This window comes from Flavobacterium segetis (genome assembly GCF_900129575.1).
GTDB lineage: Bacteria > Bacteroidota > Bacteroidia > Flavobacteriales > Flavobacteriaceae > Flavobacterium > Flavobacterium segetis.
Genome location: NZ_FQWE01000011.1, coordinates 71,269 through 92,722 on the forward strand (window position 1 = coordinate 71,269; position 21,454 = coordinate 92,722).

The window sequence follows — 21,454 nt, forward strand, 5'->3', positions numbered from 1 at the left end:
ATAATGAATTGCTAGCTCAATATTATCCAGAAGCAATTGAATTGCTAGAGATAAGTAAAAATTATAATCCTAAAAATGACTCAGAAATTAAGAACTTTGAATTTGTGACTTTTCATCAGTCTTTCACTTATGAAGATTTTATTGAGGGAATTAAACCTAAACTAGAAGATGGAGAGAGCGATTTGAGTTATGAAATTAAAGATGGTGTATTCAAGAAACTATGCTTGAGAGCTGAAGCTGAACCAACTAGCAATTTTGCTATTTTTATTGACGAGATAAATAGGGGTAATGTTTCAGCTATTTTTGGGGAATTAATTACTCTTATAGAAAGTGATAAGCGACTTGGAGCAGAGAATGAATTGAGAATAAAATTACCTTATTCAAAAACAGATTTTGGTGTTCCGTCCAATCTATACATTATTGGCACAATGAATACTGCCGATAGAAGTGTAGAAGCTTTAGACACGGCTTTAAGACGTCGCTTTTCATTTACTGAAATTATGCCTAAGCCTGAATTACTAAATGAAATTTTATTCAGTGGTTTCAATTTACAAGAACTTTTGGAAACCATAAATGAAAGAATTGAAATCTTATTAGATCGTGATCACACCATAGGTCATTCTTATTTTATGAAAGTGAATAGTAACGATACTGCCGAATTGCAGGCAGTTTTTCAAAATTGTATTATTCCTTTACTACAAGAATATTTTTATCACGATTACGAAAAAATAGCATTGATTTTAGGACAAGGATTTGTAAAGGTAAAAGAAAACAAATCCATCAAATTTGCTTCATTCAATGGGTTGGGGAAACCAGAAATTGGTACTCAATTTGAGTTGATAAAAGAGATTGAAGATATAGAACTAGCTGTAAAATTACTCTTGAATAAAAATGATTAGCGGCAGAAATATTATACAAGTTTTCGAACATGCATCTCTACATTATGGCAGAGATGGTGAAAACGTTGCTTTTAAGGAAATGCATTTTAACGCCTTAGTGAAACTTAACGAGTTACACGATAATAAATATTTCACTGTCATACATAAAGGTTTGAAATTCAAACAATTTGTAGGTGTTATTCAAGTGAATGGTTTGACTATTGAAATTCTACCAAAAATTGATAAAAATAATGAAGATGTAAATGTTTGGCAAAGCGCATTGATAGAAATGCTGCGTGTAACCAAGAAGCTTAAGGTACAAAAAATAGGGGAAGCCAACATTCATAAGCAAAATATTCATTTGCTTGATATTTACTTTGAATGGTTTTTGAATGAGGTGCAGTCACTACTTCGTCAAGGATTAATTAAACAATATTATAAGAAAACTAATAATGTAAAAGCTTTAAAAGGGAAGTTAGAGTTTGCAGGACATATCAGTAAAAACCTTGTGCACAAAGAGCGGTTTTACACCTCGCATCAAGTGTATGAAAAAGACCATTTAGTTCATCAAATTTTGGCTCAAGCCTTACACATTGTAGAGCAATGTTCCAACGGGAGTTTTTTATACAGTAAATGCAAAACCGTTCAGTTAGATTTTCCAGAAGTAAAGGTGATTAAAGCCAATACGGCTACATTTACTAAAATACCAAAATCGAGAAAAACTGCTCCTTATGAAACAGCTTTGGCAATTGCAAGATTGATTATTTTGAATTACGCACCAAGTGTTTCAAGTGGTTCAGAACGCATGTTAGCATTGTTGTTTGATATGAACTCCCTCTGGGAAGAATATGTACTTGTCCGATTGCAAAAGGCAGCAGAAAACGTAAATATTTATGGTCAGCAGTCAAAAGTACTCTGGAACGGAATAATAATTCGTCCAGATATCGTAATTGAAAAAGGTTTAGATAAGTTCATAATAGATACCAAGTGGAAAAACATAGAACACAGTAAACCATCAACCAATGATCTACGCCAAATGTATGTCTATAATGAGTATTGGGGTGCTAATAAGGCTATGTTGTTGTATCCATCGAGCATCACTTCATTCGAGGATAAAAATTTCATAGGTTTTGATCCAACAGCAGGAAATGAAAATCATCATAAATGTGCTTTGGGTAAAATATCAATTTTTAAAATAGAAGATGACCAGCAAATTCTAGATGATAAAATAGGGGAGAAGATATTGGGCTGGTTTTAAATATTTTACTTCTTATTAACATTTCACAGGTAAAAAAAAGGAATGATAACTTATTTCATTAATAAGTTATCTTATAATTGGATTATATAGTTATCATAAAAAATAAAGCTTTGAAAAAACTTTTAGAAGGCCACTTAGAGGAAAAATATATTGAATATATCTTAGAAAATGATTTAATTAACGACGAGCTAAAAGCTTATTTCATTGATTTATTAACTGTTAAAGATTTATCAAAAAGATTTCAACTTTGGAGTGAGTTAAAAATAAAATTGGTTGATATTAAACAAATAAAACAGTTAGCAAATCCATATTACATTGGCTTCGGAAATCCTGATTCGGATATTCTTTTCATCGGAAAAGAAAAAGCATTTGACATAATGCACAGTCCAGAATTGTTGTTTCATGAAAGTATCAATAATATACTTCAGTGGAAAGTAATATCCAAAAATGAAAGCAAATCAACTGATAGCCTAATGCATGTTGAAAAGGACGATAATGCATTAATTTTTAATCCAAAAGCACCACAGCTTTACCATAGTGGGAAGATTACAGGAAGATCTACATGGGGAATGTACAGAGAAATTGTTAGTCAAATTAAACTATTACAAAAGCATATTGTCAGTAAGGATTATGATAATAATTTCTTTAATGACTGCTTTATGACCGAATTGAATTTTAAACCATCAAATTATAGTGAAGGCCACGGATTAAATAATAATAGAAGAGAGTTTTTAAAGAATCCCTTTTTTAAAAGTTTTAGATATGTGATTGTAGGTGCAAATGCTATCATTGGTGAAGAAGCACTTATTGAAATATTTGATTGTGATTCTACATTTACAAAAATAAACCTTGAAGAAAACAGGGTAGGTAAAAAAAGTAAGTCGATATCAATACTTACATCAAATAGTCAAAAAGTTATCCTTTGTAATCAACTTAGTGGGGCTGCAGGATGGACAACTTTAGCAATCAAAGATTTAGTAAAAAAGATAATTGAAGAAAAATAATAAAGGATTAACTATTCGCCAATAGGTGAATGCAATTTAGTGACAGTAGAAAAGAACCCTCGAAGTGTTTAACGAATGGTTTTCTTATGGAGTAAGTGATTTGGTGATTGAGTTGTAGGATTGAGTTTTCAACTTCTCCCTGTCCCCGATAGCAACGAAAAGCCCGCAAAGGAAATGCCCGTAAAAAACAAAACCCAAAACAGCGACTGCAAGAAGCTCGTTTTGGGTTTATGTTTTTAGGGCAATGACTGCGGACTTGTAGTGAATAGCGGGAATTGGCAGCCCTAAAAGTAGTAATGGCAAGATACTAATTGAGTAGATCTTTACTAATAATTCGCAACGCTCTTTCAGTACCTAAGTAAAGTGGATTACCGTGTTTTTCAGACCAAAATCCATCTAAGACATTTTTATTTAGGCAGCGATATACTGCAACGCCTTTAAAAACCGTATTTAATTCACCTTGATATTGAAAGTTAATCACTAAAATATTGTCCTTAAAAAAGCCTGCACCGCTTTGTACCTGCTCGTTGTTAATAAACCAGTGTGCTATGATTCTATGGTTCTTATCAAGTGAAAGTTTTAAAATACCGCTATAAGTAAAATCGTTCCCTTGCTGCTGATTGCTACCTGAAATGCTATAATTGCCTATGATTTCGTGCACTGTCATTACTTCCCAATACAATATGTAATTTCTCTTTACTACAGAGGGATTAGAAGCTATGAGGTGTACAAAAGGAGTACCGTTTTAGTAAAACGGGAGTAGTTAATGTTAATAAAAATAACGTATAGTTATTTTTATAACTTACATTTAAATTACAGTTAAGCTGTTTTTACGCACTATGTAAAAAGACTTCTGCTGGAATTCCAAAAAAGTTTTTAAGCTTTTGAGCCATCTTTAAGGTAATTTCACGCTTGCCAGATAATATTGCTGATACGTGCCCTTTACTTCCAATGATAGGTTCTAAATCTTTGTTTTTAATACCCATTTCTTCCATTTTTATTTTGATAACTTCTAAGGCATCCAGTTCAGGCATAGGATAATTTTTATCTTCAAAATCTTTTATCAAAATAAGTAAAACACCTAGTTCATCGTCTTCGGGAGTATCGGGTTCTGCGTGAAATATTTCCATTGCACGCTTTACGGCTATTTTATGTTCGGCTTCAGTTTTTATTACTTTCCAGTTCATTTTTCAAGTTTTAAGTATTATAGTTTTTCGTCAAATTCAATGGTCTCAACATCAATTTTATCATATTCTTTGTGTGTTCCAAACCAAATAGAATAACAAGTTTTCCGTCTAAAATTGAACGAAACAACTAATCTAAAATCATTTCCTTTTATATTAAAAACGACTCTTTGATTGTTTACCAAACTTGCATTTCCGTATACTTCCTTGAGTTCATTAAAATTGTCAAAATCTCTTTTAGAAACGTCATTATACCACATTAACAATTGATTTTTTGCAATCGGGTATTTTTGAGTATAGTAAATTATGGTGTTTCTACTGATTATATTCATTTGTCAAAGATATTAATAAGTTTGCAATTCGCAAACTATTTTAAGATCCATTAATTTTTTTTTATTCAAGTAGTTATTAAGTAGCAATATATTACCAATCGAAACTGTTTATTTTAATGATTTTTATATTATTTTTTTTATCCAAACCGGGGCTAATTGTATATCATGTAGTAAGTTAGATCGATCTTCTTTTTTTAAAAGTTCAATTATTTTACTTTCTTCATCATCAGTAATTTGGTCGCTGCCAATTTCTCTTAATCTTGGATGGCTAAACTGCTAATCTTTCCTTTAGCTAGTAAGTTTTTAGGTGTAGTTCTCTTGAATTTAATAGTTCGTTTTCCTATTTTAATTACTCTCGGTGCGCCATTAGTAAGATACACCAAATTCAAAGGAACTTGAGTACTTAAGCCTAAAGCATTTAATGCATAAACACCAGTAGGAACGATTTTAGCTATATATATATATATATATATATATATATATATATATATATATTAGCAATGCACGTAGCTATTTCTTCGGCTGAAAGTAATACTTCTCCAATATAGTCACTTATTATTGGTCTTACATAATACCTTGTGCTATACGTGTAATAAGCCCTTTTTCTTCCAAACGTTGCAATGCTTTACGTATTGCTTCAGATGAACCGAAATTAGTAAAACTATCCCCGAAAAACAAAGTACCCTTTACTTGAGATTCAATGTCGTTTTCTATTCTTAATTCAATACTTTGCATTTGATGGAAGTATTTATTTTGTCACAAAAACAGTAAAAATTTGTGACAAATAAGGTTTTGGTAATTAGATGTAATAGGTACTATAGAAAGTTTAAAAAGAAACTCCTCTATGGAAGGAATTGCTTTCCATTTCTTTTCTTTCAGAGGAGATAAAAGATAAGTATTTGGATTTGTTGGAAAGTAGGGTGGGGAGGTTTTAGTAATTACCGCAAATATTCGGTGATTTAACTGTTTTTTCACCACATTTAATAGATGCTATTTTCTATTTGTTATCATTACCATTACGATCAATAAAAATACAATACTATTTTTTAACACATTCTATCATTTTTTAGTAAATTTGACAATCGTTACTAGTTAGTTTTATTAAAGTATAGGATTATACATAGACGTTTTACCATTTGATTCTCGTCCTGTTTTATGGCAATAATTCTCTTTATAATTCCAATTCTCAAAATTAGCCCAAGAACGATATGCCTCAAAACAGTATGGTTTTTTAACGTCAAATGGAATTTGTTGTCCAGTTCTTATGCAGAATCCTAAGTCTACTTGCTCATTCCTATAATTGGGGTTGCTTTTGCTTTTGTTTGTATAGTAGGAATATTGTTTCTTTTCTACAATTTTATCCTCGGGAATAAATTCTGCTCTTGATGGTTTGTCGTCAGATTCCAACAATTCAAGATCAAAATCTTGATAGTATTTTTTTTCGAAATGGCTGTTTCGATATAACGCATCGGTCATATCATATAGAACTTTTGATTCTACGTACTTTTTCGATAAACCAAGATTAGTCTTTTTAAAAATTGGTCGCCTCATAAATACAACTGGATTGTCTAAAATAACGCCATTTGTATAGCTAAGTGAATCGACATATAGTTTGTCTAAATTGATGATTTTAGAATTTTGAAAGGAAATGCCATACTCCACATTGCCTGTCATCGATTTGCCTAAAAGGTTTAATGAAGTCAATAAAGCTTCGCTTTCATTAGCATAATATTTTGCATGTAGATTGCTGCAATAGATGATGGTTATGTTGCTAAACTCTTTAAATAGCTCTAAGTCAGAGGGTGTTAAACTTCTTTGCGTTTCTCCCTCATTTTTACCAAAAACGATTATAATTTCCAGTTCGGGATTGTTTTTTAATTTCTTGAAGATGCTTTTACAATAATCATCAAGTCTTATAAAAGGGGAGAGAATTATTAGTTCTTTTTTTGCTTCCCATATGATATCAGTTAGTTTTTCGTCTAACGCTGTGCCTGTAAAAAATTCTGCCATTATAAAATATAATTTTTATATGTTGTACTGTTGGATTACTAATCTATTACGCTTCGTCAAAAAGTTCTTCTGTATCTTCATAAACTTCAAGTTCTACAGTTGATATTTCTTGAGGAATAATTAACTTATTTAATGCTTTAGTAATTCTTGATAATCTATTTTTGTAGAAAGTATCGTAATCATTATCCCAGATACCATCTTTATTGATGTCAATAAAATGTGTTTTCATGGTTTCTTCTAATTCATCATTGGTAGAATTAAAAGACTTCATGTAATTAGCAGGACTTTTTGCCTTAATTATATTTTTATTTAAAAAACCATCTACAATTGTAATATTGACAATATGGTTCACGTAGTAGTAATCTAAATCTTTTCTATTTTTTGACAGCCATGATTTTGGGAAAAAGTGATGATAGTTTTTACTGGTCGCAATTTTAAGCCAGCTATTATCTATAATTACATCAAGGTTGTTATCAAATGATTTTGGTTTTTGTTTCGCATATAAGCACAAAATGGCTTTGTTGAAAGATTTTCCTGTACTAAACCAACCATTTGCCTCAACAAATTCTTTATTCACAAGAACTTTCCATTCATATCTTGGTAATTCATTCGCAATAATTTTGTCAATTTTAGAAATATCTTGAACTAACTTACCTTCAACACCTGACGAATATCTGAAGCCCAATGATACTCTCCAAAAAAAGTCTTCTAATCTTTTTTTCATGTCTCCCGTAGGGTTGTGTTTATTCTTGTAATAGAAATAACTGAAAGGCACAAGCAAAGCATTGTATGGTAAAATTCTACCAACAACAATACCGTAGCTTCTAAAAAAATCAATACTACTTTTAATACAACTTACTGCTTCATCCCAAATATTTATGAATGCTATTTTGTCTAATTTTAAAATTGTTTTTCTAGTGCAATCCTTTTCTAATAAAATTGAAATGACTTGTAGAATTGTAGCAGATGGGATAGTATCATAATGACTAGCGCTTAGTTCAGTAGAAAGCTCTTCATATTTTACTGATAAATCAAATATTTTTTCTGGTGACTCTAATTCACTTTTGTTTTCAAATATATGATATGTTTTTGCTACCATAATTTCAAATAAAGATAATGATTTGCCTCCTACATTTAACCTTGTAAAGACTTCAGTAGCTACATCAATCTGAGCGTTTTTTAGATTAATTACTGAAAATGTATAATTAGAAAGAACATTTTTATAGTGATCTAATTTTTCGTGGAATTCCTCGGGATAATTTTTGAAGATGGAGAAACCACCCTTCATCAAGTCTGTAATCTTAATTAAATGTTCTGGTTGTAAACTATCTATTTCAGTCGTAACTATATCCTGTTCGTCGATAGCCAACAGGTTTACATAAATTTCTGAATAATCTGAAGTTTTACCATCCTCTTCTCCAATTTTAACTCCTTTTAAGGCAGCATATAATGAAGTCAAACGTTGTTGACCATCTAAAACATAATTTACAAATTCTCCGAACTTAGGTTCTGGTAAAACTATGTTACCAAGATTACGAACTGATCTTAATCGTTCGTTTGTTCTCCAATAAATAAAAGTTCCAATTGGATATCCTTCAATAATACTATCTAATAATTTGGCTGAATCTTTAATGTTCCAAACAAACTTTCTTTGAAATTGTGGTATTTTAACTTGACCCGTTTCTATTTCACTAAGAAGGTCTGTGTATTTAACAGATATATTTTGTAGTGATGTACTCATCTAATTTTATTGTTTTAAATTACTCAAATCTATTCTTGTTGAATCTATATCAAACTTCTTAAATTTATATCTCAAGTATGTAGACATTGAATGTTCATGGGTAGAAAACACAATTTGTCTATCACTGAAATCATTTCTAAGAACTTCAACAAATCCAGCAGTATTTATATCGTCCATAGATTGAACTGGATCATCAATAAGTAGTAATTTACTTTTTGAATATTTTTTATTTAATGCTAGTGTAAATGATAAGACAAGAGCAGATAATTGACCTGTACTCATTGAAAAAACAGCATCATATGTTTTTTCTGGTGTCGTTACAAATTTCACTCTATCTCCACGATTAATAATAAATAAACCTAAGCCCCCTTGAAAATCTTGGACTATCCTACCACTGTAAATATGAAACAAAACTTCAATATCTTTAATAAGCTGACTATTATACCAAGAAAGACTATTATTCATGATACCTAAAATGTTTTTAATTTTTTCAAATGGTATCAATAATTTTTCCTGTTTTTGTCTTAATAAATTTAATTCTTCTTTTTTCAATTTTAACAAGCTACTTTGAAATAAAGAATATGACCATTCAATATATTTTCTTTTATTATCAATCATCTTAAGAGATAAATCATCTAAATTAACTCTTTTGGAATCAAAATAATGGCTGTAATATTCTGCATAATATGGTTGAATTGCACTTACATCATAATCTTCCAATTTAAATTTTAAACTCTCTATAAAACTTTCGATATTCCCATCATATTCATTTTTAACTTCACTTAAAATAAATTTAGAATAATCGAAATCAAAATCATGTAAATCTAATTTCAAGAGCGATAAACTTCTTTTAGAAGCTAAATCAAAAAAATCATCTTCAAAAAATTCTGATTTATATAAAAAACCAGATAATATAGCATCAACTTCTTCTAATAAAGTCTCTGAAGTAAATTGAATAAAACTTTCAAGGTTTTCTTTTAATGTTTGATCAATATCCTTATTCAATTGTTCAAAATCATCTTTTTGTTTTTCAATATTTTTAATTAATTCAATATTTGTTTCCCAATCATAACCACAAAATGGACAAATACCGTCTTCTTTAAGTTTATTATGATATTCTATTAAATGTTCACTTAACTTATTTTTCGTTGTTATTAAGTTTGCAATAATTTTTGAAGATTGATTAGAACTAGATAAATACGTTTTAAGAATTTTTAATTTACTGACATATGCACCAACTATTTCATTTCCGTCAAGTTTGCTAAGTATTAATTCCGGCAAATCATAAGTATCTTTCAAAATCTCATCAATTTGAAAAGATTCAAACTTAATTTTAAATTTATTAAAAGAATTAATAATGTTTTTTTGAATTAGGATTTCTTCCTCACTATCTCTAAAATGCTCATATTTTAATAATGATACTATAAGACTCTCTTTACTTACTATTTCACTTATTTTAGAATTATTAACTTCTGCAAGGAAATCGTTTTTATCTTTTATAAACTTTTCAAGTCTAAATACAGTCCCATCTTCTTCTCCAAAAATCTCATTGTAACATATACTATTAAAATCAATCTCATCCTTATCCCAAATAAAATCCTTATTTTCAAATAATTTTTCATAACTAACCCCATCAATTGGCTTAAAAGATTCTTCAAGACTAAATATTATTTCTACAGAATCCTCAATCTTTTTGGTTAACCCGTTTTCCCCATTTAATAAATTATTAATTTTATTAGAGACTTTATTAATACGTTCTATTTCATTATCAAATTCGCTTGTATTAAAAAGATAACTAATTCCATCTTTTTTATCTCTTTCGCTTGATTTTAAATAATAAAATGTTTCTTCTTGTTCTACGTAATTTACAAATTGAAAATCATTTTTATAATTATTTCCTAAAATAGATCTCAAATAATCTTCTGAAACTAAATTTGAATCTTCAATTGATTCATCAAAATCTGTTAATTTATGAAGTTTAAAGTGAGAAAAATCAATTTTTGTTTCTACTATATTTGAATTTTTTCTAGCTAAAACATGTTGAACTCCATTAAATTCGATAAGAGCCTTTATAATAATGGGAGAACCATCTCCATCCGAATGATAGAATGGATTTTCCTTTCTTTTTTCTCTTTTATCATTTAGAATTACCGTTGCTTTTTCATATCTCCTAATTTTACCGGTAAAGAGTAATTCTAAAGCATCATATAATGAAGTCTTTCCAAAACCATTTGGACCATCTAAAACGACCAAACTATTACCTTCAAAATCAAAAGGTTGATTTTTGTAGATTTTGAAGTTTTGTATTTCAATTTTTTTTATCCTAATTCCCATTATCCTTATTGAAATTTAACAACTCGATTAGTTCATCTTCATTTATTTTATCTAAATTTTCTATTACTTCCTCTATAAAAGCCTCATTAAATGAATCAAAAAAATCAGTTAGATTTTTTCTCTTAATTTCATCCTTTGATTTTACATAAAGATTTTCTAAATTTTGATTAATTGCCACATTTATTTTTAGAAAAGGAAGTTTATGAGCAATATTATAAAGTAGGTTATGCCATGAATGATTTTGATGAGTGTCTTTGTATTCATTGAAAATATTTTCATCAACAAGTAAATTCAAGAGCTTTTCTGAATTATCATTTTCAATTTTGGCTTTTAGATTACCTAAAGAATCATCCGTATATGTTAAAACATATTTTTTAAATTGAAAAGGGTCTTCTTCGATCTTAAAAACATGTTGTTTTGCAATATCAAAATCTTCTCGTTTATAAATTATTAATAATGAAGTATTTTTATCAAAATCTTTATCGTTAATTTTTTTTTTGCATTCTTCAAACCAAACATCTTGGAAAGCCAATATTAACTCACTGTCAAAAACTTCCACTTCAATAATTAGCCAGTAATAACGAATATTACTGTCAACATCTTTAAAGAATAAATTATATTTGCCGATGTCAATTTTTTCAAAATTGTGATAATTAAAAAGATTATTTATTATTTCTTTCATCGTAATATTTTTTTTGCAGTTTCAATTTTGACCATCCCAACTTTTGACCATTTAGTGATATTATTTTTTCTATCATCCTCGTCTGATACTTTCATTTGACTATTCAATCCATTTTCAATTAAATCTATTTCTAAATCCTTTGTTATTAAAAAATCAGATTGATAAGCTATCTCAAAATTATTATCAATGATATTTTCGTAGATTTTTTTACACACTTTTTTTATATCGTTTTGGGGTGTATATATCGCAGTTGCAGTATATCTTTTTGAATTTATACAACTCCACATTAAACCCTTTTTGATATTAAATGTAGGCTCTATTAGCTCAAACAAACATTTCAAAAATGCATTTTTGAACTCATCCTGCCCAATATTATTGTCTTTAAAATCAAAAAGCGTATTCAATTTAAATTCTCTGTGAGGCATTAAGTTTTTTATAAAACTTATTAACTCTGTTTTATCAAGAGAATTTATTTCAAGTAAGTGAACATCCAGTTTTATTCTTTGAGCCTCTGTTAATACAACACCTTCATCATTTAATTCTTCTTCTAATTCTAAAGCAAACTCACTGTAATATTTATTAATGAGTTTTTTAGTAATATTTAAATAATACTTTTCATCTGCAATTTTATTATTTAAATCTTCATTCAATAAAATTATAAAGTTATCAAATGGAATTGTAAAATAATAAGCTGCTTCATTAAGTCTTAAACCGTTTCTTCTATGATTACATGCATGGATAGCAATTATTTGACTTACAATAATGTCTTCTAAACAATTTCTAACTATTTGGATATAGTTTTGATTATTAAATTGATTTAAATTATTTGCTACAAAATAACTCGAAATTAAATTTTCAATTCTTTGATCTATAGTGTTTAGAGAACAATAGGCATCTCCTTCTCTATATTCATAAATATCTATAGTTCCGTGAATTGCTTTGATTTGAGCTTTAGATTTTTCATTTTGAATTGCCAAATGGAAATATGCACCATTGCATGAATACCTAACTAATCTTTCTTCTAATTTTATGAATGCGGCTACATAAGAATTATATAAATGAGTTCCTAATGCTTTAACTTGGTGAAGAGATATAGCTTTAATATCCTCATCTACTATTGCAAAATCTTCCAACGAATCTAATTGTAAATGATATTTAACTGATTGAGGCTCTTCAATTAGTAATCTCAGCACATGATATAAAGCTACCTTACCTTGATAAATAAAACCACTCCAACTATCAGCAGCTGAATCAATTTTTTCTGGATCTATAAATATTGCCATTTCTAAATATTGGTATTAAAACGCATTAAATTTATCCCCTAAATAATGCTTCAAATTATATTTTTTGGTAGTATCTAAAGCTCTTTCTAAACAAATGAATTTCTGCTCCGTATTGGTTTTAAAATATTCGACAGTATCTAAATCAATACTAACATCTAAACAAATTAGGGTTTCTTTTTCATCATCAAAAGCCAAAATAATCTCGTTCTTTGTGAATTGGGTCTGTACTGTCGTTTTGTAATTTAATGAGAAGTTATTTTTAAGCAATATCTCCGTCATAAGCTCTTCTTTATTGAAGGCATTGACTAACTGACTTTCTTTATCGGCAATATATTTTTTTAGTAATGCTAAATTTTCTGCATCTGATAATTCTGGATCAGGAGCAAACTCCACTCTTGGAAAATTTGATTTTTGGAGTTTGAAAACTTTGAAACCTAGATTTGACTTTTGATTTGTATAATTTTCAAACTGCTCAGCAACCTCATTCAGTTGTAATTCGCCTTCTTTTTTTCTAGCTTTTTCGGCTTTCTCATTTTCTATTTTGGTAACTACTCTTTTGTTGCGTTCAATGGTAATATCACTAATTTTTTTATATCCATCATTATATGCTTCACTTTTAGTATCTATTACTTCAGGAATTTGAATTAAAATAAATTTACGTTTTTCATTATCCTTATTCAATTCCAAGACTGCTTGTCCAGTTGACCCTGAACCTGCAAAAAAGTCTAAAATGGTATCATTTTCTCCCGTTACTTGACTAATTAATTCTTCAATTAGAGAAGGTGGTTTTGGGAAATCAAATGCCTTATAACTAAACAGATCATCAACTTCTTTTGTACCATCTCTTGTAAAGATGTTTTCTCCAATAATTGAAGAAAACCCAGTAAAACTATCTGATAATTCATTAAGAAACACTTTCCTCCTAGGTCTTCCTTCAATAGAATTTGGCCATAAAATTCTATCTTCATCAATAAGCCTGCTCATAGTTTTCATGTCATATCTCCAACCCATTTTAGGTTTCCCATAATTAATTCTAGTATTAGGGTTTATTAAATCATAATGACAATTCGGTCTGAGATTTTCTGGCAAAATTCCGACCATATTTCCACTTGCCCAGTCACCTCTGGGATCTAAATCAGGATTAGTGTATTGTTCAACTTTTCGTTCGCTACCTTTTAAAGCTTTGCTTTCGTTATTTTTTGAATAGCATATAATATATTCATGATCAATTGATGCGCCTGTTACTGTTCTATTATCTTTATTTTGTCTTGATTTCCAAATAAAATTTGCTACAAAATTTTCCTCTCCAAAAACTTCATTACATAGCTTTCCTAAATGATGTATTTCATTGTCATCTATAGAAATGAAAATCACACCATCTTCACGTAATAATTGTCTTGCAATTAACAAACGAGAATACATCATATTTAACCAATTGGAATGATAACGACCATCGGTTTCTGCATTGGTGTCAATTTTTACTCCATTTTCTATTACTTCTGCATCTTCCCAATATCCTTTTTTATCTTGGGTAAAGTTATCACTGTATACGAAATCTTTTCCTGTATTGTATGGAGGGTCTATGTAAATGCACTTTATTTTTTCACGATAGCTACCACTTAATAGTTTTAGTACTTCTAGGTTTTCGCCTTCAATAATTAGGTTTTCGCTATTCTCAGGATTTACACTACGGGCTTCATCATAAACTAATGTAGCATTACTTGGTGTAAAAGCGTTGCGCTTGGCTTGGCTTTTGCCAAACCAACGGAATTCATAACGTTCGGTTTCATTAACCGTATCAGGATTAACTGCTTTTTTTACCTCGTCAATATTTAGATTTCCTTCACTGGTAAACCAATCGGGAAATTGTTGTTTTAAAATTTGTAAACGCTCTTTATTCCAATCGTTACTTAAAGGCATATAATCGTTAATGGATTCCATTTGAGTGAGTTTATTTATTTAATTGCAATTTTTAAATTTTTTATTGCTATTGTAATTTTCCTGATACAGGGAAAATAGATTTACTATTATTGTTTTATTGTTTTACTACAGTAAGTAAAAGAATTATATTTTATTAGTTTGCATTAATACTATTATCAGCAAGTGTTTTAAAATATTTGTATTCTTTTACAGGAGCTTTGTATTGTACTTCTAATCCTAATTTTTGGAAGTGTTTCATCGCGCATCGTATTTTGTAAATTTCACTTTCTTTAAGTGCTTTTTTATCATTAATATCGTTTGTCCCTTTTGTTTCAATCACAAAATAGAATTCGCTTTCACTTCCGCTTTTTAAACTTTTACGTTTCATTACTAAGCCAAAATCTGGTTCGTAATTACCAATTGGCGTTTTTATTTTGTACCAACTCGGTAATTTAAGAAAACAAACTACCTCTGCATCTTTATCAGCATCTAATGAAAAATTTCTTTCTACATCACTATCTACAAGCATTTTATCAAATACTCCTTTATGTGGTGTTTCAACATATCCCTCTTTAGAAATATTCTTTATAAAATCAGTAAAATCAAAAGGATAACTCTCGCCCGTAATTTGGTAATCTAAACCTCTAATCATTTCATTTAGTTCCACATCACGAATAATAACTGAAGCTTCATGAATAAATCGAGGTGGGTTTTTTATCATTTGATCTAAATTATGTAAACGACTAATAATCTTAAATAACGTATTGTAACTGACTCCTGTGTTCTCACTTATTTCCTCAATTAAATCTAAAGGCGTAAAAGTTGATTTTTGTATTACCTTTTCTGAACCTTGAAAAGTATCGTTCTGACCTTCTTCTGTAATTTCATTGATCAAGAAACTGGATGCTTCAATAACAAAATCAGGTATTTCAATTTTATTAATTCTCTCCGCAGATTCCGCAATCAAATTATCCTCATCAAATGACATGGTGTATTCCGTTTTTTGCGCTAAAGCGGTCCAATATTTTCTAAAAGCTTGTTCGATTTCACTAGAAGTATTACGCTTGAAACTTACTTCATCAGCTGGAATTCCTTTATGAGAATGTGACATTCCAGCACCTGCATTTGTTGAACCATAAACCGATTTTATTTCTTCTTGATACTGCGTAACAAATGTTTCGTAGGTTTCATTTGGGATTACAGTTAGCTGATTGATTCTATCGCTTTCAGCTACATTTAAAGCATCATATACTCTTTGTCCGTCTTGGTTTACACAAATACGCAAACCACGCCCAATCTCTTGGCGTTTTTTAATTTCGGAGTAGGAATTATTTAGAGTTGCAATATTAAAAACATTCGGATTATCCCAACCCACACCCAAAGCAGAATGTGAAAAAACAAATTGTACCGGATTTGAAATGGTTAAAAGCTCTTCTTTTCCTTTTAATATTAAATCATAAATTTTACTTTGTTCTTTTACACCGCCTTCATTATCTGCATATTCTCCAGAATTTTTTTGAGCAAAATAATATCCTTGTACTGCTTGAATTTCTTCACTTGAAGGAATCTTTCCGCCATAATATTCAGGATATATTTCTTTATATTTTTTAACAAATATGTTTTTAATAATGGGTGTTTCGCCTACATAATTAGATACTCTGTCAATAAAGATCAATGACAAACATTTTATATTTTTTTCTAAAAGTCTTTGTGTTTTAGCAAAATGTCGGTGAAGTAACCATTCTATTTGCAGTGCCCAAATATTTTCTAAACTTCCTGCTATTTGTTTTTCTAAAACTTCAGCTCCATTAGTAAAAACTACAGTCCACTTTTGTGTTTTTAAGCTTTTATTTATTCTGGATATTTTATAATTTAGATAACTAGGATTGTTGGTTTTGTCTCCTAAATTATCTCCTTCTTTTAACCAAGCCGTATTTTTAAAATCAATCTTCCCGTTTGAATTATTAAGATGCCAAGCTTTTAGTTTCACTTTTGGGTCTCCTTTACCAATTTGAATATCTGTTAATTCTATTTTCAAAGAAGCTTCATCATTCTTTTCGGTAACTGTAAGTACTTCAATTTTCTTTACCAATCCGTCTTTATAACTATCAAAAGGTGTTAATCTAAACAAGAGGTTTTTAATCACTTTATGTGTTGCTGAATAACGAAGTTTTATTAAAGGATTAAGTTTTGCAATTTGTTTTATGGAATTATCCGTATCCATTCCTTCCTGAGGTTCATCCATGATGATGATTGGATTTGTTTTACCAATTGCCTCAATGAACGGGATATTATTGAACAAGTCTTCGCGTTGCGCCTGATTTAGAATTTTGTCTTCTGAATTAAAAGAAGCTAAGGTCATTATCATAACCTGCGGATGCTGGTCTTCTATAAACTGTGTAACCTTTGTAAGTTTTTTACTGTCATATTCAAAAGCACTTGGAGTGAAGCCGTATATATCCTCAAGCTGTTTATCAAATGATTTGAAAGTACCGATTATGTTTTGTCTTATAGCTACTGATGGAACTAATATTATAAACTTAGTAAAGCCGTAATGTTTAAAAAGTTCATATATGGTTTTCACGTAAACCAATGTTTTTCCTGTTCCAGTTTCCATCTCAACACAAATATCTTTATCTGAGGAAAGGTTTGCCACATCTTGATTTACTCCATTTTCAAAGCAAATATTTTTAATACTCTCCTGAACTTCCTCTTTAGATAATCGAGATACATTGGATCGAATACCTTCAAAACAAGCACTATCAAATGTGTTTTTTTCTGTTCCTTCAAAAACTTTTACAATTGATTGAACGGCTATGTCTTGATATATAAGGTTTTCTAGTTTTAGTTTCATTTTTATTTTGGCAATCTTTTAGGAGTAATCTGCTTTTATTGGATTAAATTTTTATTTAAATTTTTCTAATTTACTGCAATTTAAGTAGGTTCAGAAAAATGAAAAAAAATAAATATTTAACTACAATAATACAAAAAATCAATTTAATCTGAAAGGATTAAAGTTAATAAAAGCTAATAAAGATTACTAAAAGTTAAGAGTTTTTAAGCATTACGCTGCTACTTACTTTTCTTAAATGAATATGTTGGAGAGTTATGAACTAATTGAAAAGAACGAGGATAAGATAAAGATTGAACTAAATGTGTTTAAATATTTTGTTAGACTTTTGGATTATGGCGGTTTAAGATCAAATTTTGATTCTATAAAACTAGATTCATATAAATCTACAAAAATAGTTTTCTATTAATGAAACATTCAAAAATCTTTTCCCAAACGATTTAAAAAATCTGCTATTCCCTCTTGCAGGGAAATGGGGTGACTATTGATTCTTTTTGTTATTGGAGTTTTTTCTAAATTTTCTAATGGGGTCATCGTTAGATAAAGGTTATCATTAGCTCGATTCCACAAACCGAAAATGTATACAACCCCCGGTTCTATAACGATTCTTTCCTTGAAGGTAACGGTTCCCGCATGTTCTGGACTATCTGGATGATGTTGACGATCATTGATGGTCAGTTTGAATTTTAGTTCATTAGTATCCACATCAATTTTAGCACCATTTGGAGTCGGTTTTTCAGGAACTTTGATTTCATCTTTAAACTCAGTCAGTCTTGTTACATATTGGTAATCGTAAATATAATTATTCCATCCACCTCGTAATAGATGAAGAAGATTTTCATTAGCGATGTTATCTAATGCTCTGATTAATTTGATAAAAGATTCTTTACCAAGTTGACCACCGTACTTTTTTTTAAGCTGTGTGAAATTTATTTCAAGGCAATTGCTTAGTATCTCCCTTTCAAAATGATTTAAATTATTCCAGTTTTTGGTCTCAATAGCTTGATTCAGTTTTTGCATCAATTTTTTATGAGCCTTGTGTTTTTCTATGATAGCCTGGTTTTCTTCTATGCTTTGGCAATGAAAACATTTAAAGTTTAAATGGGAGTTACCATGTCTATGTAGTTTTGTAATCTCTTTATATTTTGTAACGCTGCTCATTTTTTGAAATTCATAAGACTGACAGTGTTCACAGAAGAGAAAGAAAGATACTTCACTATATGTTCCAATAATCTTGTTTAGCTCTGCAAAACGAATATTGAAAGTGTTTTTTACATGTTTTGGGGAGTTTATTACTTCTATTTTATTGAATTCCCAATACAATTCTATAATCTGTTTTTCCTTTTCGGTGCAGTTTTCAGAGATTTTGACTTGTAGATTGGCGATTTTTGTGTTTTGATCTTCCATGACGTGGTATTAAAAAAGCGCGGAACTGTTACTTAATAGCACTATAGGTATCGCCAAACACCCGCACACCAAATAAGAACAGCCCACGCTAGGCATGGGCGTCTTAGTTTTGATATTAGCGTGCTATTATAATTTGGCGATTTTATAGTACTAATTCAAAAGCTAAACACTTTATATTTTTATTTTATAGGATTCTATCTTTTTAATTATTTTTGAATCAAATTTAATCAAAGTTTTTAAGCTGGTGTCTTTAATCTTGATTTATTGCAACTTTTCATTTTTTATGTAGTTAGAAAAGCTTTGATGGCATCGTTGACAATTTGCTTCATACTCGTTTCTTCTGTTGCAGCTTTCATTTTTAATTTTTTTAATAACTCTCTTTCTAGATAAAATGAAAATTGGATTTCTTCAATTTCCTTTTCTGAGATGGGAACAATTTTTTGAATTGTTTTTTGCTGCGTATTAGATTTTGCCTTGTTAATAAGGTCATTCATGCTTTGTTTTTCCATAATGATAGATTTATATTTTTATAGATTTATAGAAGTTTGGTTAAAACTTCTGTGGTCAGGTTGTCAATTTGTTTTTGAGCATTTTTATCATTTGTAACCCCTTTTAAGAGTACTGATCGGGTAAAAGCAACCAAATCGCTAATATGTGTGTTAGCGATTTTTACGTCGTATTCGGCAAGACCGATTAAAATATCTAGTGTCAAAGTCGTGTTTGGTTTAATCATATTGAAAACGACTATAGTATCGCCTGTTCTCTGTTCTTGCTCAATAAGACTTAGGGTGCTTTTTATTGCTAGTAAGTCTAGTATTCCCGCCTTGGTTGGCACAATAATCAAATCAGCCATCGCAATCAATTTTGGCAAATGATTTGATAGGTAGGGAGGAGTGTCGATAAAAATAAAATCGTAAACCAACTCCGGAATACTCTCCAATTTTCCTTGGTATGGAATAATTTCAAAATCACTAACCAATTCCTTTAACTGGCTCAAGCTTCCCTGTAAGTCAAAATCTAATACGGCAACTTTGGCACTAGAAGCTATATTTTGCGCAAGATTAAAGGTCAGCGTACTTTTACCAACTCCCCCCTTTTGGTGTGTTATTAATATTATTTTTGCCATTTTTTAGCGTTTTATACGGTTTAATTTTTTGACTATTGTGTTTTCCTGTTCTTTAATTAAAACATGATTTTTAAGACGGGTATTAAGTTCAAATTTTTCTTGAGGGCTGCCGTTTTTCAAAATGTTTTGATTCTTAAATTTTTCTAGTTCAGGTCTTTTGTATTTAAAGTGCTCATCGAATGTTTTTTCATTCAGATCAATCCATTTTACTCTATCAAATCCTACTTGATAGTTGTTGTCGCCTATGGTTCTCTTAGTTAGTGTTTCATTGCAAGTAGGGCTTAATTTTAATTTTTGGGTTTTGTCTTTTCTGGATACAATGATGTGCACGTGAGATTGCAGTCCTTTTTTATAAGTACCCGAGATTTTGTTTCCATTAATTACTTCCTTATCAGTGCCTTTAAATTTTCTGAAATGTTCAATTTTTGCGAAGTATACTAAATCACTTCCAGATTTTATTCCCTTATCTTGACGATTAAAATTAAGTGCATAATTGTCCATGATTTTTCGGGCATATTCTCGAATAAGCCTGTTAAATTCATTTAGCTGATCTACGTTTAATTCCCAGACGTTTGAAACATCTTCTTGACCAGTTGCCAAATATGCAATATGATCCAATTCATTCTCGCTAAAACTAATTGTTGGTGCAAAATATTTAGCATCGTTAGCACCTAGTTTTCGTTTATTATTGTCAATAGAACTTATTACTTCGATTGTACTAATATTGGTATCTGAATCTGAAAAAAAACCTTGTTTTCTGCTTTCTAGATTTTGGCGTTCACTAATTGAAATGGCTTTTACTGCAAGTTTATCCAAATCTTCATTTTCTTTCTCTAGATATAAAGCTAGGTTAGAACAGCTACCTTTATTATTTGCTCCTAGCGTACTATGGGGTTTGGAAATCGGCATTAGGAAAAAATAGATTTAATTTTATCCAATGCACCCGACTTGTTTTTGTCATCAATCAATTGGCAAAGAACAATAATTGCTTGCCTGTTTTTCTCTAGTTCAGAATTCATCAGTTTTGTTCTTGAATTATCATTGCTATTAATCAGATTGAAATTTTCTAAATGATTTTTCTTTATTTCTGCAGTTCTTACAGAATGTTGATTAAGTATTTTATTAATAGCAGTAATCAGGTTTGCATTATCGTCTTTCTGTATTTTTTGATATTCAAAGACATCTTGGCGCAATGGTTTCAAAATATCACGTTCTTGTACTTTTAAGAAGGAAACTATTCTTTTGTCTAAAGCAGAAACCATCAGAGCAGGATTTTTATTAACGGCATCTTTTGGGTCAATTCCTGTTTTTTTGAAATAATAAATCATTTCTTGAACTAAACTTCCGTAATTCATTTTTAAGCTTTCTGCTAATTTTGTTAATTCTGAATGAGCTTTTGGATCTATAATTATGCTTTTTTTTGTCATAGTTTTGTGTTTTTAAT

20 protein-coding genes are annotated in these 21,454 nt (G+C 29.7%); 3 read left to right on the forward strand and 17 right to left on the reverse strand.

The genetic code is table 11. The annotated features are described in order from the left end of the window. Positions 1-8: 8 nt before the first annotated feature. The 3 genes from BUA99_RS13705 to BUA99_RS13715 all read left to right on the forward strand — a co-directional run bounded on the left by BUA99_RS13705 (position 9) and on the right by BUA99_RS13715 (position 3,140). Entirely contained in the window at positions 9-899 is an 891-nt protein-coding gene (locus tag BUA99_RS13705; protein WP_072993530.1) for an McrB family protein, read from the forward strand. After that, the gene (locus BUA99_RS13710; protein WP_072993532.1) at positions 892-2,136 is read left to right on the forward strand and encodes an McrC family protein; all 1,245 of its coding nucleotides are present in this window, start codon (positions 892-894) and stop codon (positions 2,134-2,136) included. The genes BUA99_RS13705 and BUA99_RS13710 overlap by 8 nt, the downstream gene beginning before the upstream one ends. Before the next feature lie 110 nt (positions 2,137-2,246). Next, positions 2,247-3,140, forward strand: a complete 894-nt coding sequence (locus tag BUA99_RS13715) for a hypothetical protein (RefSeq protein ID WP_143151778.1) — start codon at positions 2,247-2,249, stop codon at positions 3,138-3,140. Between the two features lie 307 nt (positions 3,141-3,447). On the opposite strand, the gene BUA99_RS13720 is transcribed toward BUA99_RS13715, so the two are convergent. From BUA99_RS13720 to BUA99_RS13795, 17 genes are all read right to left on the reverse strand, one after another. Then, the gene (locus tag BUA99_RS13720; protein ID WP_072993540.1) at positions 3,448-3,807 is read right to left on the reverse strand and encodes a hypothetical protein; all 360 of its coding nucleotides are present in this window, start codon (positions 3,805-3,807) and stop codon (positions 3,448-3,450) included. A 163-nt stretch (positions 3,808-3,970) separates the two neighbouring features. After that, complete coding sequence (locus BUA99_RS13725) at positions 3,971-4,327, reverse strand: helix-turn-helix domain-containing protein (protein ID WP_072993543.1); 357 nt, start codon at positions 4,325-4,327, stop codon at positions 3,971-3,973. Positions 4,328-4,344: 17 nt separating this feature from the next. Beyond that, complete coding sequence (locus BUA99_RS13730) at positions 4,345-4,656, reverse strand: type II toxin-antitoxin system HigB family toxin (RefSeq protein WP_072993544.1); 312 nt, start codon at positions 4,654-4,656, stop codon at positions 4,345-4,347. Between the two features lie 254 nt (positions 4,657-4,910). Next, a complete protein-coding gene (locus BUA99_RS15490) occupies positions 4,911-5,147 on the reverse strand; it encodes a DUF6088 family protein (protein WP_317045046.1) in 237 nt (78 codons plus the stop codon). 73 nt (positions 5,148-5,220) lie between these two features. Beyond that, positions 5,221-5,391 carry a DUF6088 family protein gene (locus BUA99_RS15495; protein ID WP_262487710.1) on the reverse strand — a complete coding sequence of 57 codons (171 nt, stop codon included), beginning with the start codon at positions 5,389-5,391 and terminating at the stop codon, positions 5,221-5,223. A 366-nt stretch (positions 5,392-5,757) separates the two neighbouring features. Then, on the reverse strand, positions 5,758-6,666 hold the full coding sequence (locus BUA99_RS13740; RefSeq protein WP_072993546.1) for a phospholipase D family protein: 909 nt from the start codon (positions 6,664-6,666) through the stop codon (positions 5,758-5,760). Positions 6,667-6,712: 46 nt separating this feature from the next. Continuing rightward, a complete protein-coding gene (locus tag BUA99_RS13745) occupies positions 6,713-8,407 on the reverse strand; it encodes a DUF262 domain-containing protein (protein WP_072993548.1) in 1,695 nt (564 codons plus the stop codon). Positions 8,408-8,413: 6 nt separating this feature from the next. Next, entirely contained in the window at positions 8,414-10,741 is a 2,328-nt protein-coding gene (locus BUA99_RS13750) for an AAA family ATPase (RefSeq protein WP_072993551.1), read from the reverse strand. Next, a complete protein-coding gene (locus BUA99_RS13755) occupies positions 10,731-11,423 on the reverse strand; it encodes an ABC-three component system middle component 1 (RefSeq protein WP_072993554.1) in 693 nt (230 codons plus the stop codon). Before BUA99_RS13755 ends, BUA99_RS13750 begins: the two co-directional genes overlap by 11 nt. Further along, the gene (locus tag BUA99_RS13760) at positions 11,420-12,706 is read right to left on the reverse strand and encodes an ABC-three component system protein (RefSeq protein ID WP_072993557.1); all 1,287 of its coding nucleotides are present in this window, start codon (positions 12,704-12,706) and stop codon (positions 11,420-11,422) included. Before BUA99_RS13760 ends, BUA99_RS13755 begins: the two co-directional genes overlap by 4 nt. Positions 12,707-12,721: 15 nt before the next feature. Continuing rightward, complete coding sequence (locus BUA99_RS13765) at positions 12,722-14,647, reverse strand: site-specific DNA-methyltransferase (protein ID WP_072993560.1); 1,926 nt, start codon at positions 14,645-14,647, stop codon at positions 12,722-12,724. Between the two features lie 133 nt (positions 14,648-14,780). Continuing rightward, positions 14,781-17,480, reverse strand: a complete 2,700-nt coding sequence (locus tag BUA99_RS13770) for a restriction endonuclease (RefSeq protein WP_072993563.1) — start codon at positions 17,478-17,480, stop codon at positions 14,781-14,783. 414 nt (positions 17,481-17,894) lie between these two features. After that, entirely contained in the window at positions 17,895-18,884 is a 990-nt protein-coding gene (locus tag BUA99_RS13775; protein WP_072993566.1) for a hypothetical protein, read from the reverse strand. A gap of 281 nt (positions 18,885-19,165) precedes the next feature. Continuing rightward, on the reverse strand, positions 19,166-19,393 hold the full coding sequence (locus BUA99_RS13780) for a hypothetical protein (RefSeq protein ID WP_072993569.1): 228 nt from the start codon (positions 19,391-19,393) through the stop codon (positions 19,166-19,168). A 26-nt stretch (positions 19,394-19,419) separates the two neighbouring features. Continuing rightward, the gene (locus tag BUA99_RS13785; RefSeq protein WP_072993571.1) at positions 19,420-20,010 is read right to left on the reverse strand and encodes a ParA family protein; all 591 of its coding nucleotides are present in this window, start codon (positions 20,008-20,010) and stop codon (positions 19,420-19,422) included. Positions 20,011-20,013: 3 nt separating this feature from the next. Then, positions 20,014-20,919, reverse strand: coding sequence for a DUF5712 family protein (locus BUA99_RS13790; protein WP_072993574.1), 906 nt, complete (start codon positions 20,917-20,919; stop codon positions 20,014-20,016). After that, positions 20,919-21,437, reverse strand: a complete 519-nt coding sequence (locus tag BUA99_RS13795) for a BfmA/BtgA family mobilization protein (RefSeq protein ID WP_072993577.1) — start codon at positions 21,435-21,437, stop codon at positions 20,919-20,921. The genes BUA99_RS13790 and BUA99_RS13795 overlap by 1 nt, the downstream gene beginning before the upstream one ends. Positions 21,438-21,454 lie beyond the last annotated feature (17 nt).

What these genes read in the sequence shown, in the direction of transcription:
- BUA99_RS13710 (WP_072993532.1), top strand. Translation starts at nt 892, where the DNA reads ATGATTAGCGGCAGAAATATTATACAAGTTTTCGAACATGCATCTCTA.
- BUA99_RS13720 (WP_072993540.1), bottom strand. Translation starts at nt 3,807, where the DNA reads ATGACAGTGCACGAAATCATAGGCAATTATAGCATTTCAGGTAGCAAT.
- BUA99_RS13725 (WP_072993543.1), bottom strand. Translation starts at nt 4,327, where the DNA reads ATGAACTGGAAAGTAATAAAAACTGAAGCCGAACATAAAATAGCCGTA.
- BUA99_RS13730 (WP_072993544.1), bottom strand. Translation starts at nt 4,656, where the DNA reads ATGAATATAATCAGTAGAAACACCATAATTTACTATACTCAAAAATAC.
- BUA99_RS15495 (WP_262487710.1), bottom strand. Translation starts at nt 5,391, where the DNA reads ATGCAAAGTATTGAATTAAGAATAGAAAACGACATTGAATCTCAAGTA.
- BUA99_RS13740 (WP_072993546.1), bottom strand. Translation starts at nt 6,666, where the DNA reads ATGGCAGAATTTTTTACAGGCACAGCGTTAGACGAAAAACTAACTGAT.
- BUA99_RS13745 (WP_072993548.1), bottom strand. Translation starts at nt 8,407, where the DNA reads ATGAGTACATCACTACAAAATATATCTGTTAAATACACAGACCTTCTT.
- BUA99_RS13750 (WP_072993551.1), bottom strand. Translation starts at nt 10,741, where the DNA reads ATGGGAATTAGGATAAAAAAAATTGAAATACAAAACTTCAAAATCTAC.
- BUA99_RS13755 (WP_072993554.1), bottom strand. Translation starts at nt 11,423, where the DNA reads ATGAAAGAAATAATAAATAATCTTTTTAATTATCACAATTTTGAAAAA.
- BUA99_RS13760 (WP_072993557.1), bottom strand. Translation starts at nt 12,706, where the DNA reads ATGGCAATATTTATAGATCCAGAAAAAATTGATTCAGCTGCTGATAGT.
- BUA99_RS13765 (WP_072993560.1), bottom strand. Translation starts at nt 14,647, where the DNA reads ATGGAATCCATTAACGATTATATGCCTTTAAGTAACGATTGGAATAAA.
- BUA99_RS13770 (WP_072993563.1), bottom strand. Translation starts at nt 17,480, where the DNA reads ATGAAACTAAAACTAGAAAACCTTATATATCAAGACATAGCCGTTCAA.
- BUA99_RS13775 (WP_072993566.1), bottom strand. Translation starts at nt 18,884, where the DNA reads ATGGAAGATCAAAACACAAAAATCGCCAATCTACAAGTCAAAATCTCT.
- BUA99_RS13780 (WP_072993569.1), bottom strand. Translation starts at nt 19,393, where the DNA reads ATGGAAAAACAAAGCATGAATGACCTTATTAACAAGGCAAAATCTAAT.
- BUA99_RS13785 (WP_072993571.1), bottom strand. Translation starts at nt 20,010, where the DNA reads ATGGCAAAAATAATATTAATAACACACCAAAAGGGGGGAGTTGGTAAA.
- BUA99_RS13790 (WP_072993574.1), bottom strand. Translation starts at nt 20,919, where the DNA reads ATGCCGATTTCCAAACCCCATAGTACGCTAGGAGCAAATAATAAAGGT.
- BUA99_RS13795 (WP_072993577.1), bottom strand. Translation starts at nt 21,437, where the DNA reads ATGACAAAAAAAAGCATAATTATAGATCCAAAAGCTCATTCAGAATTA.